This window comes from Aquibium sp. A9E412 (assembly GCF_030398335.1).
Taxonomy (GTDB): domain Bacteria; phylum Pseudomonadota; class Alphaproteobacteria; order Rhizobiales; family Rhizobiaceae; genus A9E412.
Map to the genome: position 1 here is coordinate 1 of NZ_JAOAOP010000009.1, position 16,309 is coordinate 16,309.

A 16,309-nucleotide genomic window follows, 5' to 3' on the forward strand; every position below is an offset into this window, starting at 1 on the left:
GGCGCCCTGGCCGAGATCGGCCAGGGCAGCCGACCACAGGGCAGCCGCACACTCGGCCCCGCATGCGGTCATGCCCAACTCCTTTGCCAGATCGCTGGCCGTGTGAAGGTCCTTGGCCATGAGGGTCATGGCGAAACCCGAGGCGAAGCTTCCCGACAGGATGTGCGGTTTCAGTTTCACTTCGGTGGCATTGTTGCGACCGGTCGAGGCGTTGAGAATGTCGACCAGCGTGGCAGGATCGACGCCGAATGCCTCGCCGATCAGCATCGCCTCGCAGGCGGCTGCCAGACCGGCCGCCGAGACGTAGTTGTTGAGCGCCTTGGCAGCGTGACCGCAGCCAAGCGGACCGGCGTGGATGACCGTCGTGCCCATGGCATCGAGCAGCGGCCGGGCCCGAGCGACATCGACATCGCGCCCGCCAGCCATGATGCACAGCGAGCCGTCGCGTGCCCGAGCCACCCCGCCCGACACCGGCGCGTCCACGAGAGCAAGCCCTCTGTCCAGGAGGAGCGCCCCGAGCTTGCGCGTGCTCATCGGCGCCGACGAGCTCATGTCGACAACCAGAGCCCCCGGCTTCAAGCACGCCGCCACGCCGCCCTCGCCCAAGACCACTTCGCGCACCACCGTCCCGTCCGGCAGCATCGTCACGACGATGTCGCAACCTGCGACCGCCGCTCGTGCGTTCTCGAACACGCGAACGCCCGAGGCGGCGAGCGCCTGGCGCGATTGCAGGTCCGTATCGACGCCACGAAGATCGAAGCCGGCCGCACGCAACCGCTCGGCCATCGGCCGGCCCATCATGCCGAGTCCGATGAAGGCGACGGAGCACGCGCCGCCCGGAGCTGTCGCCGTCACACGTCCATCTCCTTGAACACATCCTTGGCTATGCGAAAACAATCGAGCGCGGCCGGCACGCCGCAATAGACACCGATCTGCAGAAAGATCTCCTTGAGCTCATCTTTGGTGAGGCCGTTGTTGAGCGCGCCGCGCAGATGCAGCTTGAACTCCTGCGGGCGGTTGAGGGCCGCCGTCATGCCCAAATTGAGGATGCTGCGGTCGCGCCGCTCGAGACCGGGGCGGTTCCAGATCTCGTCCCAGCACCATTCGGTGGTGAGCTGCTGCATGGCCCAGTTGAACTCGTCCGCCTGCTCCAGGGACGTGTCCACATAATCCGCGCCGAGCACCGCTCGTCTGGTCTTGAGCCCACGCTCGAATTTTTCAGATCTCGGTTTCTGTCCGCTCATTGGCTCTGTCCTTGTCGCCCTCGTCGCGGTTACGCACGCACCCAGGTCGGCTCGAACAGATCGCCCAGCAGGCGCTCGATCTCGAGGCCGGCGCTCATCAGACGCACGTCCTGACCATAAAGCCCTGATATCAGAATGCTGGTCGGCAACCCGCTGCCGTCGCGCCCGGTCGGCAACGCCAAGCCGCACAGACGCAGCATGTTGCCGAGCATCGTATTGCGCAGCGTGCGCAGATTGACCCGGTGAAAGAGCTCGTCGTCGGCCTCCAGCGGTGCAACCTCCGGTGCCGTGGTCGCCGTCGTCGGCATCAGCAAGAAGGCATCCGCCAGTTCCTGCTCGAGCCGTGCGATCGCCGCGGCGCGCTCTGCCTGGATCGACTGCAGGTCGTGAGCGGACATCGCCTTGCCCTGCAGGATGCGGTGGGTCACGCGGCGATCGATCTTGCCGCCGTCCGGTCCATCCACCAGCTCGTGGTATTCGTGGTAGGCCTCGGCCGCCACCAGCGAGCCATGTCTGGCCGTCATGTGGCTGGCCATCTCCAACGCCTCAACGGGACGCCTCTCGACCTGGGCGCCTGCCTTCTCCAGCCGCTCAAGTGCGGCATCGTAATTGTCCAACACCGCCTGCTCAGCCTCATCCAGCACGATGTTCGTCGCGGCGACGAAACGGCACTCAGACAGATCGGCGCGCCGGGCCTCGGTGGCCGGCGCACCCCGCAACACCATGTCGAGCATGACGCAGTCGGCCACGCTGCGCCCGAGCGGTCCGATCGTGTCGAGCGTACGGGACAGCGGCACCATGCCGTTCTTGTCGATCCGCCCCTCGCTGGATTTCAGTCCGACGACCCCATTGAGCGAAGCGGGGATGCGCACCGAACCTCCCGTATCGGTCCCGACCGAACACGGCGCCAGCCCGGCCGCAACCGCCGCGCCCGAGCCCGAAGACGACCCTCCCGGTGAGCGGGCAACCCGGCGATCGTTGGGATTGACGGGGGTGCCGTAGTGGGGATTGAGGCCCAGGCCGGAATAGGCGAACTCGGTCAGGTTGAGCTTGCCGAGCGTCACCATGCCCGCCGCCGCTGCGTTGGCCACGCAGAAGGCGTCCTGCCGTTTGGGCGGGGCGTCGCGATACAGCGCCGAGCCGGCTGTCGTTGCGGCGCCAGCCGTATCGAACAGATCCTTCCAGGCGATCGGAACGCCGTCCAGCGACGACAGCGGTCGGCCTTTGCGAAAGCGCTCTGCGGCTGCCCGGGCCTCCTGGCGCGCCCGATCGTGCATGACCGCGATGAAGATGCGATCCTCCTTCGCGTCATCGATGCGCTCCAGGAAATACTCGGTCACGTCCACCGGATCGGTCTCGCCGTTGCGATAGGCCAGGGCGATCTCGCCGGCCGTCCGACGGACAATCGCGTCGATATCTTCCACTCTTCTGCTCCTTCGCGATCGTCGCCCGCCCGGGCTTCTCAAGCCGTTCGCGGTGGGGTAGGTTGAAAATGTTGCCGTCCGCCCACGGTACACCCGTCGCGCGGTTTCCCGCCTGCTGCGGCCGCTGCATTCTGCGCCTGACGAGCCGGGCTTCTGTCCTTTCGCGGCGACGAAGCACCCGATTTTTCGAACAAAGCCAATCCTTGCGGCGCGCTGAACAGCGCGCCACAGCATGTTGAACGACACCGACAAGCGGCTATGTGGATGGGTTCAGCGTCTCAGACGGTTCAAAACCTTTCGTTTTCGTCGTGTTCGCGTTTCCGTTGTCCACGCTTCCCACTAATGGGCCGCGTAAGGTTCCGACGCACCGGTGTCGACCCGATCGAGCACATGCGCGTGCTTCTTGTCCCAACTCGCCGTGACGGCATCGCCGGGTCCGATCGGCTCGATGAAGTAGTCATGATCGGGCACGTTGGCGACGAAGGTGTCCAAACCCGGCACCTGCAGGCTCACCTTCACGAAATTGCCCTGATATTCGATGGAATCCACGGTGCCGAGGACCGAATTGGTCGCCGTCTGGGTTTCGGCGTCGGCGCGTTTGTGGATCGTGATGTAGTCGCGCCGCACGGAAAAGGACAGGTCATCGCCGACCGCCGGCGCCGCTTTCTGCGGGGCGAGCTCGAACGTTTCGCCGCGCGCGCTCTTCAGTTTGGCGATGCCGCCCTCGATGCTCTCCACCTTTCCGGTGAGCACGTTCTGAGCTCCCATGAAACGGGCCACATAGGGCGTGGCGGGGCTGTTGTAGATATCCCGCGCCCTGGCAGCCTGGTCGATGCGGCCCGTATCCATCACCACCACCATATCGGCCAGCGCGATCGCCTCCGGCTGGGTGTGGGTCACGTGCACGAATGTGATGCCGAGTTCGGCCTGGAGCGTCTTGAGCTCCACCCGCATCTGCAGGCGCAAGAACTCGTCGAGCGCCGAAAGCGGCTCATCGAGCAGCAGAACGCGCGGATTGGTGATCAGCGAACGCGCGAGGGCAACGCGTTGCTGTTGGCCTCCCGATAGCTGCGCCGGCATGCGGTCGCGCAGATGCGCGAGCTGGACACGCTCGAGCATTTCGTCGGCGCGCTTGCGGCGCTCGTCCCTGCCCACGCCGCGCATCTTCAAATAGAAGGCGACGTTGTCGCGAATGCTCAGATGCGGAAACAGCGCGTAGCTCTGAAACATCATCGCCGTACCGCGCTGCACAGGCGGCAGGCCGAGCACCGAAGTGCCGCCGATTGTGATCTCGCCCGATGTCGGAGCCTCATGCCCGGCAATCATGCGCAGGATCGTGGTCTTGCCGCAGCCCGACGGACCGAGAAGGCAGCAATAGGACCCGTGCGGGATGGTCAGGTTGATGTCCTTGACCGCATGGGTGTCGCCGAACTTCTTGGTCAGATCGACCAAGCGGATTTCGCCGGAGTTCGACGTGTCGGTCACTGAGGCGCCGGACGGGGCAGTAACTGGTGTGAAATTCATCTACTTCGACCGTCTGCGTTGGATGAGGATGATCGAGCCCAGGGCCACGGCGATCACGAAAAACGAGATCACCGTCGTTACCGTGCCCAGGGCGTAAAGCGCCGGCGAGGTGACGTTGGTGGTCATCGTCCAGATCTCCAGCGGCAGGGTGTTCCTGGTGCCGACGGTCAACCAACTGCGCGGAAACTCGTCGTAAGACAGCGTGAAGCCGAACAGCGCGACGGCGATCATTCCCGGAAACACAATTGGCACGACTACGTCCTTGATCGACTGCCAGCGGCTGGCACCGAGATCGAACGCGGCTTCCTCGTAGGATGGGCTCAGCCGCCCAAGAATTGCGAACATGATCAGCAGGCCAAAAGGCAGCGTCCATGTCAGATGGGCCCCCAGCGCCGTGCCGTACCAGCTCGCCGACAGGCCGAGGAACTGGGCGGTCACCAGAATGCCGATCGATAGCACCAGGCCGGGAATGATCAGGCTGGCGATCGCCATGTAGAACAGCGGACCCGAGCCGCGGAAGCGATGGCGGAAGCCAAAACCGGCCGTCACCGAGATCAGCACGGTCAATACCATGACCACGAGGGCCAGCGGCAGGGATCGCGAGAAGGCGCCGGGCACGTCGCCGACGCGCGTCGGGTTGAACAATTCGTCGAACCAGATCAGCGAGGGATCGCGCAGCGGAAAGTTGAGCGATGCCGACGGGCCCTGAAAGGACAAGACCAGCACCGAAATCATCGGTCCGTACAGGAACAGGACGAACAACAGCATCAGCAAGGACAGAACGTAAAAGGTCCAAGGTCTGCGGTCTTGGGAGGACGGCATGGCGCTACCTGACGAGTTCCTTGCGCACATCGACGAGACGGAAGATGGCGGAGGCGATCAAAAGAACGACGATCAAGAGGATGACCGCGTTGGCGGCGGCCCGCGGATAATTCAGAAACTGCAGGTCGTTGAAGATGGCGGACGCCGCCGAACCGGACAAGCCGCCGCTCATGACGGTGACGACCGAGAAATCCCCCATCACCAGCGTCACGACGAACAGCGTTCCAAGGGCGATCCCGGTCTTCGACAATGGCAGCACCACGTTCCATATCACGCCCCAGCGGCTGGCACCGGCATCCACCGCCGCCTCGAGCAGCGACTTGTCGATGCGCGCCATCGAATTGAAGATCGGCACGATCATGAACAGCGTGAACAGGTGGACATAGGCGATCACGACCGCGAAGTCGGAATAAAGCAGCCATTCGACCGGCTGGTCTGTCAGACCGCTGCCGACGAGAGCCTGATTGATCACGCCCTCGCGGCCGAGCACCGGACGCCACGAGATCATGCGGATGATGTTGGAGGTCCAGAACGGCACCGTGCACACCAAGAACAGCGCGATCGCGGTGACCAGATTGCGGACATGGAAGACCAGGAAATAGGAGATCCAGAAGCCGATGAAGCCCGTGATCGCCAGCACGATCAGGGCAAACTTGATCGTCGACCAGTATAACATCCAGTTTGTTCGATTGGTCAGAATGTCTGCGTAGTTCTTGAAGGTGAAGTCGGGGACTATGCCGACGAGCATCTGGTAGCGAAAAAAGCTGACCAGGAGAACCAGCGCGACCGGTATCGAAAAAAACAGGATCAGGACCAGTGCCAATGGCGACACTTGGATATAGGGAAGGGCCGAGGATCTGCTGTTCATCGTGCGGGGTATCCGGATGTGGGGCGGACGGCGGCCCGAACCGCCGTCCGCTTTCTGTCAGCCGTCAGGCGGCGCTGAACTCGTTCCACTTGGAGTAGAGGAACTCGGCCTCGTCCATGAGGTTGTTCCACACGGCAACGCTTGAGAAGCGGTCCTCGTAGGAGCCGCCATCGCGCACGTCGCCGGCCGAGTTCGTCTTCTGGCCGGTCGGACTCGTGATATCGTCCGTCGCTGCCTTGCCCTCGTAGAAGAAGCCGCGCTCGTTCTCGCTGAGCGCTGCCTTCGCGGTTTCCGGATTGGCGCTGTAATAGCCCTGTTTGGCGATGAAGCCGCCGACCCAGCCGGAATTGTACCAGGTCATGTACTCATAGGCGGCATCGCGTTTGAGCCCATCGAGGTGGGACATCATCGCCAGACCGTTGCCCCAACCGCGATAGCCTTCCTTGAGCGGCTGGTAGACGCAAGGCACGTTCTGGGTCTGGACGGCGGTGACGGCTGGCGACCACATCGACTGGATCACCACCTCGCCGCCGGCCATCAGGTTGACCGACTCGTCGAACGTGTTCCACAAGGCGCGCCAATGGCCGTCGCGCTTCAGTTCGATCAGCCGGGCGATCGTCTTCTGGATCTCGTCCTGGGTCGGATTGCCCTTGTCACCGTAGGTCAACTCGCCCGCGCTCTCCAGCGCCATCATGGCGTCCATGATGCCGTTGGTCGGGATGTTCTGGATCGCCGCCTTGCCCTTGAAATCCGGCGAGATCAGATCGGCCCAGGAGGTAATTTCCCGCCCCACCAGGTCGGGGCGAATGCCGAGCGTATCGGCGTTGTAGACACCCGGCACGAACGTGGCGAATTCGGTCTGTCCGCTGGCAAAGCCCCGGGCGTCGACCGCATCGAGATAGATATACTCGATCGGCGCGTCGCCTTCGCGCGACACTTCCTTGCCGTTGAACGTGCCGGCCGTGTACAGCGGGGTGAGCTGATCCCAGTTCCTGACCTTGGCGATCTCCACGCCTTGGATCACGCCCTGCGGGACGGCGATCTTGGACTGCCAGATCTCCATGTCCGCCACGTCGATCGAATTGGGATCGTTGATCATGCGGTTGATCAGGCCGGGATGGTCGACGACCGACATCTCGACCTTGAATCCGAGATCCTCGCTTGCCTGGCGGGCAATGTCCGGCAGGGTCGAATAGGACATGCCGGTATGGTTGAGCGTGACATCCTTGAGGTTCTGCGCCCAAACCGTCGGAAAGCCAGTGACCAGCGTCGTGCCGGCAACAGCGGCACCACCCTTCAAAATCGAGCGCCGCGACACGCGGCCCGTACCGATCGCTTTCGCTGATTTCTTCATTTCCTGCTCCCATTCGTCAGTATGAAACATACTCCGCGCCATTCCCATGGCGCCTGGCGGGCGAAGTTCGGCATTTGTCTTGCTCTTGTTGCTTCGCCGCCGACGTCTCTGCCTGCGCAGTCCTTCATCGCCCCATGCGTTGCGATGTCTTTTTCCGCTCCTTTCACAAACGTATCACACCGTAGCCAAAACCCGTCATTGCGCGCCCATTCGTGCCCGCAGCTCACGGGTTCCGTTCAAGTCCAGCTTCCATCCATAGCCATCGTCAATCTCTTCCAGCACCACGCCGTAGTCGTCGCGCGCGTGCTCGCGCGTGATGAAGCCGTCCAGAACGTCGTCGAGAACCTTGTTCGGGTCGCGCTCGAGCGGGTCTCCATAGCCACCCCCGCAGGGCGAAAAATAGGATACCACGTCGCCGGTGCGGGTCAGCTTTCCGGAGAACTTTGCCGGCTCCAGGCTGACCTCCCCGGTATGGATGTTGCGGATCTCGACCTTGCCGCCGGCGCCCGGCTTGCCGCCGAAGACGCCCCAGGGCACATCCTCGTGGCGGTCTGCCTCGTGCGTCATGTAGCCAGGGCTGAGGAAACGCTGCGACTTGACCACGCCCGCGCCGCCGCGGAACTTTCCAGCGCCCGGGGGTGCGTCGTCACGGACCTCGTAGCGGTCGCAGATCAGCGGCAGATGCATGCCGAGATCCTCGAGCGGGTTGTTGCGCGTGTTGCGCATCAGTTCCTCGATCGTATCCGGTCCATCCGACTGCGGACGACCGCCCATCGCCGCCTCGTTGACTTCGAGGAAGACCCAGTAGTCGCCGTTCTCGCGCACACCGGAATAAGCGGCGAAGGACAGAACCGCCGCATTGCCTGCGGTGCACTTGTCGGGCAGCACCGGCGCCAGCGCCTTGATAATCAGGTCGACGATGCGCTGGATCTGGGCAAAGCGCGCTTCGGCCGCGGCCGGCGCCGTCGGGTTGAAGATCGAGCCCGGCGGTGCCGTCACCTTAACCGGACGGAACGACCCTTCATTCTGAGGAATATATTCGGAATGAGTGTAGGTATCGAGCAGCAGGGCGCGGAAGGCGAAGAAGCAGGCGACCTTGGTGGAACCCTCGAACGGGACGTTGTAGGCGGTCGGCACCTGGGCCGAGGAGCCGGTAAGGTCGACTTCGACGGCGTCGCCGGAGACCCGCACGGTCACTTTGAGCGGCAAGGTGACGCCGCGATTGCGGCCGTCGTCGTCCAGAAAGCCTTCTGCGACATACTCGCCGTCAGGAATCTTGGCGATCTCGCGCCGCAGCATATTCTCGGTGTAGTCCATCAATTGGCGCGTCGCGCGCAGCACGGTAGCCTTGCCGTACTTCTCCATCAATTGCTGGAACCGCACCACGCCAAGCTCGGCCGAGGCGATCTGGGCCTCCAGATCGTTCATCACCTGGCTCGGCACGCGGGTGTTGTCGCGGATATATTTCCACATCGTGTCGTTGCGCTTGCCGGCCTCGAACAGCTTGATGCCGTTGAGCAGCATGCCTTCGGCATAGACATCGGGAATGTCCATGATCAGGCCGGGCGTGGCGGCGCCGATGTCGATGTGATGGGCGGTGTTGGCAGAGAAGCCGACCAATTCATCCTCGAAGAACACCGGCATCACGATGGCGATGTCCGGCGAATGGCTGGCGCCGAAATACGGATGATTGTGAATGACAACGTCGCCGGGCTGCCACGCGTCGAGCGGGACCGACTTCTCGATGCCGCGCAGATAGCCGGGCAACGAGCCGATGTGCATAGGCGTGGAATCGGACTCGCACAGCGTGTTGTAGTCACGATCGAACAGTCCGGCGCCCAGATCCTGGCTTTCGCGAATGATCGACGAATAGCTCATTCGGTAAAGAACCGTGCCCATCTGCTCCGCGATCGAGTGCAAAGCGCCGCCAATGACCTGGAGGGTGATCGGATCGACTTCTTGCGCCATTGCTGCCTCCTCAGTTCCGACGGATCAGCATGTCGCCGAAGCGCATGACCTGAGCGACGTAGCCCGGTGGCACGATGGTGGTGGAATTGTGCTGGATCACGACCGCCGGACCGGAGATGCGATCGTCCGCAAGCAGTTTTTCGCGCTGGTAGCGCGGCGTGTCGTGCGCCTGGCCGTCGTCGAAGACAGTGCGCCGGCTGTAGAGGCGCGCTTCATCGGGGTTCTCGCGGCTGCCATTGGCGAGTTCCGGCAGCGACAGCGTCTCGACCGCGATGGTCGCCACCAACCGCAACGTGATCAGCTCGCAGGCCTGATCGCGAAAGGCGTGTCCGTAGATCTTCTTGTGCTCCTCGTAGAAGCTGTCGATGATCAGCTTCGCATTGCCGGCGTCAACCTTGCCGTCCGGCATGGCGGCGCGCAGTTCGAAGCCCTGACCCAGGTAGCGGCATTCGGCAATGCGCTGGAAGCGCCGCGCCTCGCGCGGGATGCCGTCGGCATCGAGTTGCTGGTGCGCCTGCTCCGTCAGGCCATCAAGGGCGTCGTTGACGGTCTTGAAATCGGCATCGCTGGCGTTGTCGAGCACCATCAGCAGCGGATGGGTGTATTCATACTGCAGATCGGTGACCAACAGCCCGGTTGCTGCCGTTATGCCCGGCTGAACCGGGGAGATGACGTCCCTGGCGTGGATCGCCTCGGCGAGCGAGACGGCATGTAGCGGACCGGCACCACCGAACCCCATCAGGGTGAAATCGCGCGGGTCGACGCCCTTTGCCATCGAATTGGCGTTGATGGCGAGAGCCATGTTGTTGTTGACGATCTTCAAGATGCCGAGCGCGGCAGCGTCGAGCGACAGACCGAGCGGCTCTGCGATGTGATCGCGGATCGCGGTTTCCGACAGTGACGCATCGATCTTGATGTCGCCGCCGAGAAACTGTTCAGGATCGAGTCGCCCCAGCACGACCTGCGCGTCGGTGACCGTCGGCTCGGTACCGCCGTTGCCGTAGCAGGCCGGACCCGGCACCGCTCCGGCCGAGCGCGGTCCGACACGGAACGCCCCGCCCGGGTCGAGATAGGCGATCGAACCGCCGCCTGCGCCGATTGCGTCGATATCGATCATCGACACCAGCACCGGCAGCAGTCCCACTTCGGTGTCGCGCGGATTCTTGATCCGCAGGTCGCCATCCTGAATGACGCCGATATCGGCCGACGTACCGCCGATATCGATGGTGATGATGTTGGACTTGCCGCAATTGTCGCCGGTCCAGCGCCCGCCGATGACACCGCCGGCCGGCCCCGACATCAAGAGCCCGATCGGCAGTTCGCTCGATTTCTCGACCGTGGTGATGCCGCCGTTGGATTGCATGATGCGAATGATGCCGCCGACGCCCACGGCCCGCAAACGCCCTTCCAGCTTGCCCAGATAGGCCGACGTCTTCGGCCCGATATAGGCATTCATCGCGGTCGACGAGAAGCGCTCGTATTCGCGGATCGTGTTGACCACCTCCGAGGAGCAGCACACATAGGTGTCCGGCAAGACGGACTTGACGATCTCCTTGGCTCGTTGCTCGTGCTCGTTGTTGAGGAAGGAGAACAGGAATCCGATAATGACGGCATCCATGCCGCGCTTGGCAAAGAGCTCCGCCGCCTGCCTAACCTCGTCCTCGGCAAGCGGCACCTCGATGCGGCCGTCGGGCGGGAGGATTCGCTCGGTCACAACGAGACGATCGCGCCGCCTGACGAGCGGCTTGGACTGCCACGGCACATCGAACTGGAGCGAGAAATTGTGCGGGCGTTTGTGGCGGCCCATATGCATGACATCGCGAAAACCGCGGGTGGTGATCATGCCAACCCTGGCGCCGCCGCGCTCAATGACGAGGTTGGTGGCGACCGTCGTGCCATGGAAGACCGCATCGATGGCGCCCGGCTCGACGCCGGCCATCTCACAGACGTTGAGAATTCCCTGCACGACGCCCTCTGACTGATCGTGCGGCGTGCTCGCAACCTTGGTGACCACGACAGACCGCTCACCGCCGGCGTCTGTGCGCTCCAGGATAATGTCGGTAAATGTGCCGCCTACGTCGACCCCAACGCGGATCATGACTGCCACCGCCGAGCGCCGAAGAGGCTGCCGACTGCGCGCTCAGCGAAGCGCGGCGTTACCCACAGAAGACCGGGGGGCGCGGAGCGGCTGTCGTCGCCTCGACGGCAGAGCACTGCGATTTTCGCGACACCCGCCGCGGCACGAACCCGTGGCATGTGAGAACAACACTCCCATTGACTCGTTCAACGCAGTCGGCCAAGTGACCGTTTTCTCTTGATTGATTGGATAGTAGACATTGAAAATCTGCATGTTAAATAATGATTTCGAAACGATTGATACGATAACGATATCAAAGTGCATTACGACCTGAAGCATCTGTCCACCTTTGTTGCCGTGGCCGAAGAGCTGAATTTTCATCGTGCCGCGGAACGTCTGGGCATAGCGCAACCGGCGGTCAGCCGGCTGGTTCAGGAACTGGAAGACAGGCTCGGTGTCCGGCTACTGGAGCGCACCACCCGCAAGGTTCTGCTGACGGAAACCGGACGTTATCTGCTGGAGGAAGCCCAGGACGTACTGGACCGGCTCGACGTCGCGGAAAGCACGGTGCGACTGCTTGCTTCCGGCACCAAGGCGATCTTGCGCATCGGCTACACGACGATCACCGGCCACTCACTGGTACCGAAAATCGCCCGGGAGTTCCGGCTCGAGAATCCTGAAGTCCGGCTCGAGCTCACATATCTGACTTCGCCGGTTCAGCGAGACCGGATCCTGCAGGACGAAATCGACCTGGGCTTCATCGAGGGTTCGTTCCTGAGCTCGGAGATCGAGTCGCGCGCAGTGGCCCGCCACTCGCTGGTCGCACTTCTGCCGCCCGACCATCCCCTCACGGCCAAGGAGGCCTTGACGGTGGCGGACCTCGCCCGCGAGGCGCTGATCTTGGGCACCAACGCCGAGTGGCCGACCTTTCGGCGCATCGTCATCGACATGTTCCAGAATCACGGCCAGGTGCTGACGGTTGGCCAGGAAGCCTCCAGCCTTACCGGCATTCTCGGCCTGGTCACCGCCGGTGTCGGCATCACCGTGTTTTGCGGCATGCCGAGCTTCTGCGGCCCGCAAGTGCTGGCGGTGCGCCCGATCGCCACCGATACGCCGACCGAGGTAGAAACCCACCTCGCCTGGCGGCGCTCCAACCTCACGGCGGCCATGAGGCGTTTCGTGGAGACCAGTCAGCGCGTCGGCGCGGATTACCGCAGTATCGTGTGAGCACGCCGTGGCTCACGCAGCGGCCGAGCCTGAGCCATCGACCGTTTCCAGATAGGCTACGCATTCGGCGACCGAATGAACGTCGGCGAACTTGGCGTCGATGTCGTAGAGGTTCCAAGCGACGGCACCCGGCACCCTGTCGCCAATACAGTCACGCACGGCGATCGTGCGAAAGCCCTCAGCCAGCCCGTCGCAGATCGTGGTGCGCACACAGGCCGTTGCCGTGACACCCGTGACCAGTATGGTGTCGACGTCGGCCGCGCGCAAAATCCCGGCGAGCGGCGTGCCATGGAAGGCGCTGGCGCGTTTCTTGAGCAGGGTGTGCTCGCCATCCGCCGGCGCAATGCGTGAATCGATTGCCCACAACTCCGTATCGGTCAGGGAGACGGCCTCGATCGGGATCTTGTGGTGCCACAGCCCCATGTCCGTGAAGGGAGCATCACGATCGGTGATTTCGTAGGCCGTGGTCACATGGATGACCGGATGGCCCTTCGCGCGACAGGCGCTCAACAGCGCTTGCATGCCTGGAATGATTTCGCCGTTCATCGCTTGCTGATCGCAGGTAAAGGGGTTGCCGGGCCGGGTCCAGGCGTTGGCGAGGTCGACGCTGACAAGGGCTGGGCGTCGTCCGAAGCCAATGCGCCGCTGAAAGCCGCGCTCCTGATAGATGCGCGTCGATGCCTCGAAAGCCGCGCGCAGCATTCTTTCGAGTTCTCCGTCGTCTAGCTGCTCCATCCTGCTGCTCCGTTGGCCAGTTGCGGACCGGGAACCGGTCGGCAGAGTATCGCAGCGCGCCTGCGCATGCGGAATTGACAATAGTGCCCTTATTGGTGCGCATTGTGCATCAATACCCGCACGGGCAGGAATGATGGAGCAGCATCCCGGCCTCGATCTCGCGCATTCCTTTCTGATCGCCGCAGAGGAACTGAGCTTTCGGCGGACGGCCGAACGGTTGGGAATTGATCACTCGGCTCTGAGTCGACGGATCGCCAAGCTGGAGCGCCAGCTCGGTTTCCAGCTCTTCGAGCGGACCACGCGCGAGGTGGTGCTGACGCCCGCAGGCCGAAGCTTTTACGAATCCGGCGCCCCGTTGCTGGCGGCGTACGACCAGGCGGTGGCGACCGCGCGGCGCGTGGCGCAGGGCAAGACCGGACTGTTGCGCGTCGCGTATATGGCGTTTGCGGCCATTGAGCTGATGCCTCGCGCGGTCAAGCGCTTCCGCGCCGCCAACCCCGCCGTGGAGATCGGCCTGCGCTATCTGCCCACCGAGGAACAGAAGCGCGCGCTGGCCGAGGGGGAAATCGATCTCGGCTTTATGATCGGGCCGTTCGAACATAGCGACTTCGAAAGCCGACAACTGGCTTCCGACCCGCTGCACGTGTTCATGCCGCGCGGCCACCCGCTGTCGGCCAGGCACACCGTCGAGCCGCACGACCTCGCAGGCGAGGACCTGCTCTTGGGCGACATGGCCGATTGGGAGGCCTACCGGCGCCATCTCGGCAAGAAATTGGCGTATGCCGGCGTTCCGGTCGCACCGCACCAGGAAGCCTCCAGCACGATGGCACTTCTGGGCCTCGTCGCGGCCGGTTTCGGCGTCACCGTCTATCCACGCCAATTGATCGGACTCACTGGCACAACCATCGTCTCGCGACCGATTGCCGATCCGGCATTTCACATCGAAACGGTCCTCGTGCGGCGACGTATCGACCGCACCGCCGGCGTCCGCCGCTTCATGGAGTGCGCCATGGAAACCGTCCGGCCCGCGCCCGCCGAGCACAACAACCGCCGCGGCCATTGACGCATCGTCAAGTTTGCGACCTGATTGGAGCGGACGCGGATGCTTCGGCCCCATCGGCGATCATGAGTGACATCGTGACGATCGTGGAGGCGAAGATGGAAAATTGGGCCAACCGCAAGACGCTGATCTTGGGCCGCAGCGAAATGGTCGGGCTTTTGAGCCCGGCCGAATACAATCAATGCGTGGAACAGGCCTATCGCATGCATGGCGAAGGCCGCTTCTACATGGACCCCAAGAGCCATATCGTTCTCGACCGGTTTCCCGGCGAGTGGGAGGCGATGCCGTCCTATATCGAGGAACCGCACGCGGCGGCCTGCAAGTGGGTGTCGATCCGCGAGCAGAACCGCGAGCGCTACAATCTGCCGACGGTGTTTTCGATCCTCATCTACACCGAGCCGGAAACCGGCTTCCCGCTGGCCATCGTCGACGGTTCATACCACACGGTGATGCGCACCGGCTCGGCCGGCGCGGTGTCTGCCAAATGGATGGCGCGGCCGGATTCCAAAACGCTGGCCATCGTCGGCGCCGGACATATGGCCGAAGGCGCGCTGGCCACCTGCAACGAGGTGTTCGACTGGTCGGACGTGCGGGTGTGGAGCCGCAGCCAGACGACGCTCGACGCGTTCGTCCGCGAACAGCAACCCAAATATGACGGCTTTACCATCCGCACCTCCACTGATCCGGAAGAAGTCGTGCGCGGCGCGGACGTGATCGTCACGCTGACGCCGGCACGCGCGCCCATCATCAAGGCAGACTGGATCGCGCCGGGCACCCACATCGCAGCGGTGGGCGCCGACAAGGCAGGCGATCAGGAACTGGAGGGCACGCTGCTGACCAAAGCTCGGATATTCGTCGACGACATCCGCCAGTGCCGCACCGATGGCGAAATCAACGTGCCGCTTTCGCAGGGGCTGATCACCGAGACCGACATCGCGGGCGAAATCGGCGAGGTGGTCACCGGACGCAAGGCGGGGCGGAGGTCCGACGACGAGATAACCATCTTCGATTCCACCGGGATCGCTTTGCAGGATTCAGCAACGGTGCCGCTCGAATATCAGCGCGCGATGGAAAAGGGTGTCGGCATCGAGAAGAAAATGATCTCGACCTGACCCGCAAGCCGGAACGACGCCGCTGCGACGAGAGCCCGATGCAATCGCGCATGGTCGTGCCGACGACCTGTCGGCGAGGCCCTCCAGAACCACCGGCTGACGGGCTTCATCGACGGGTCCTTCATGAGGATGCCCTCGCAAGGTCACCGGCAGATGGTTCTGCATCCGTCGAGTGGCGCAGACGGGCTGGCGCACAGCGGACGCCAGCCTCCACATCTCCCCGGACGGGCGCGGCCGCCTGCAAGAGCCGGAGCTTCAGCCGCGCACGATCTCCATTTCTATCTCGCTCAGTTCGTGCCGGTGGCCGCCGCTCACCTCCCAGCCATCGACTTCGAGGTCGAAGGGACAGGCGCTGACGACGCAGATGAGATCGATCAGCGCTTCCACTTCGACATAAGCCCCCGGAGCGACGGGGTTGGGTGGCGAGGTCAGCTTGCCGTCCTCTGCCACATGGGACTTGGCGAAAAAGTTCACCGCCTGCGGCACATGCGGCACGGCGTGGCCGAAGCGCTTCATCGCGGTTACCAGATTGTCCGAGCAGTTGGCGTGCGGTCCGACAAACCCAAAAAACTCGTAGCGGAACTGATCGCAGGTGGTGATCAGCATGTCATGCGCACCGGCTGCGCCGTCCTTTGCCATCTTCAACATCGGCCGACGATACTGCGACAAGAACACGTCGCCTTCGCGCGGCACCATCGAGAAATTGGTCACCCATGTATGGGGGCAGGAGAGAAACTCCTGGGTGTTTTGCGCATTGAATGCAAAGAAATCCGCGCATTGCGATCCCCGGGGAGTGGTGATCCGCAGCACCTCTCCCTTTCCGACCCTGATGCCGCGACCTTCGCGGGCGGGAACGACCACCTTGCCCATTGATATGATCCCCTCCTTCCGGAA

General features: G+C 63.3%; 14 protein-coding genes. 3 read left to right on the forward strand and 11 right to left on the reverse strand.

Going from position 1 to position 16,309, the window contains the following annotated elements; all coding sequences use genetic code 11:
- The 9 genes from N1F89_RS05845 to N1F89_RS05885 all read right to left on the reverse strand — a co-directional run.
- Positions 1–855: NAD(P)-dependent oxidoreductase (locus tag N1F89_RS05845; protein ID WP_290082483.1), on the reverse strand; the 855-nt coding region annotated here is incomplete at its 3' end.
- Positions 852–1,244 carry a carboxymuconolactone decarboxylase family protein gene (locus N1F89_RS05850; RefSeq protein WP_290082484.1) on the reverse strand — a complete coding sequence of 131 codons (393 nt, stop codon included), beginning with the start codon at positions 1,242–1,244 and terminating at the stop codon, positions 852–854. The genes N1F89_RS05845 and N1F89_RS05850, both read right to left, overlap by 4 nt.
- Before the next feature lie 29 nt (positions 1,245–1,273).
- On the reverse strand, positions 1,274–2,668 hold the full coding sequence (locus tag N1F89_RS05855) for an amidase family protein (RefSeq protein ID WP_290082485.1): 1,395 nt from the start codon (positions 2,666–2,668) through the stop codon (positions 1,274–1,276).
- Between the two features lie 339 nt (positions 2,669–3,007).
- Positions 3,008–4,153, reverse strand: a complete 1,146-nt coding sequence (locus N1F89_RS05860; protein ID WP_290082486.1) for an ABC transporter ATP-binding protein — start codon at positions 4,151–4,153, stop codon at positions 3,008–3,010.
- Positions 4,154–4,192: 39 nt separating this feature from the next.
- Complete coding sequence (locus N1F89_RS05865; RefSeq protein ID WP_290082621.1) at positions 4,193–4,960, reverse strand: ABC transporter permease; 768 nt, start codon at positions 4,958–4,960, stop codon at positions 4,193–4,195.
- Between the two features lie 58 nt (positions 4,961–5,018).
- The gene (locus N1F89_RS05870; RefSeq protein WP_290082487.1) at positions 5,019–5,882 is read right to left on the reverse strand and encodes an ABC transporter permease; all 864 of its coding nucleotides are present in this window, start codon (positions 5,880–5,882) and stop codon (positions 5,019–5,021) included.
- 64 nt (positions 5,883–5,946) lie between these two features.
- Entirely contained in the window at positions 5,947–7,266 is a 1,320-nt protein-coding gene (locus N1F89_RS05875) for a PotD/PotF family extracellular solute-binding protein (RefSeq protein ID WP_354670308.1), read from the reverse strand.
- A gap of 165 nt (positions 7,267–7,431) precedes the next feature.
- Complete coding sequence (locus N1F89_RS05880) at positions 7,432–9,204, reverse strand: hydantoinase B/oxoprolinase family protein (protein ID WP_290082488.1); 1,773 nt, start codon at positions 9,202–9,204, stop codon at positions 7,432–7,434.
- 10 nt (positions 9,205–9,214) lie between these two features.
- On the reverse strand, positions 9,215–11,302 hold the full coding sequence (locus tag N1F89_RS05885) for a hydantoinase/oxoprolinase family protein (protein WP_290082624.1): 2,088 nt from the start codon (positions 11,300–11,302) through the stop codon (positions 9,215–9,217).
- Between the two features lie 297 nt (positions 11,303–11,599).
- Here N1F89_RS05885 and N1F89_RS05890 point away from each other — a divergent pair, with 297 nt between their 5' ends.
- A complete protein-coding gene (locus tag N1F89_RS05890; protein WP_290082489.1) occupies positions 11,600–12,508 on the forward strand; it encodes a LysR substrate-binding domain-containing protein in 909 nt (302 codons plus the stop codon).
- Positions 12,509–12,520: 12 nt separating this feature from the next.
- On the opposite strand, the gene N1F89_RS05895 is transcribed toward N1F89_RS05890, so the two are convergent.
- Entirely contained in the window at positions 12,521–13,243 is a 723-nt protein-coding gene (locus tag N1F89_RS05895) for an isochorismatase family protein (protein ID WP_290082490.1), read from the reverse strand.
- Between the two features lie 133 nt (positions 13,244–13,376).
- Between N1F89_RS05895 and N1F89_RS05900 the strand changes: the two genes are divergently transcribed.
- Entirely contained in the window at positions 13,377–14,306 is a 930-nt protein-coding gene (locus N1F89_RS05900; protein WP_290082491.1) for a LysR family transcriptional regulator, read from the forward strand.
- 74 nt (positions 14,307–14,380) lie between these two features.
- Entirely contained in the window at positions 14,381–15,415 is a 1,035-nt protein-coding gene (locus N1F89_RS05905) for a hypothetical protein (RefSeq protein ID WP_290082493.1), read from the forward strand.
- A gap of 255 nt (positions 15,416–15,670) precedes the next feature.
- Here N1F89_RS05905 and N1F89_RS05910 read toward each other — a convergent pair whose 3' ends face one another.
- Positions 15,671–16,285 carry an urea carboxylase-associated family protein gene (locus N1F89_RS05910; protein WP_290082494.1) on the reverse strand — a complete coding sequence of 205 codons (615 nt, stop codon included), beginning with the start codon at positions 16,283–16,285 and terminating at the stop codon, positions 15,671–15,673.
- Positions 16,286–16,309 lie beyond the last annotated feature (24 nt).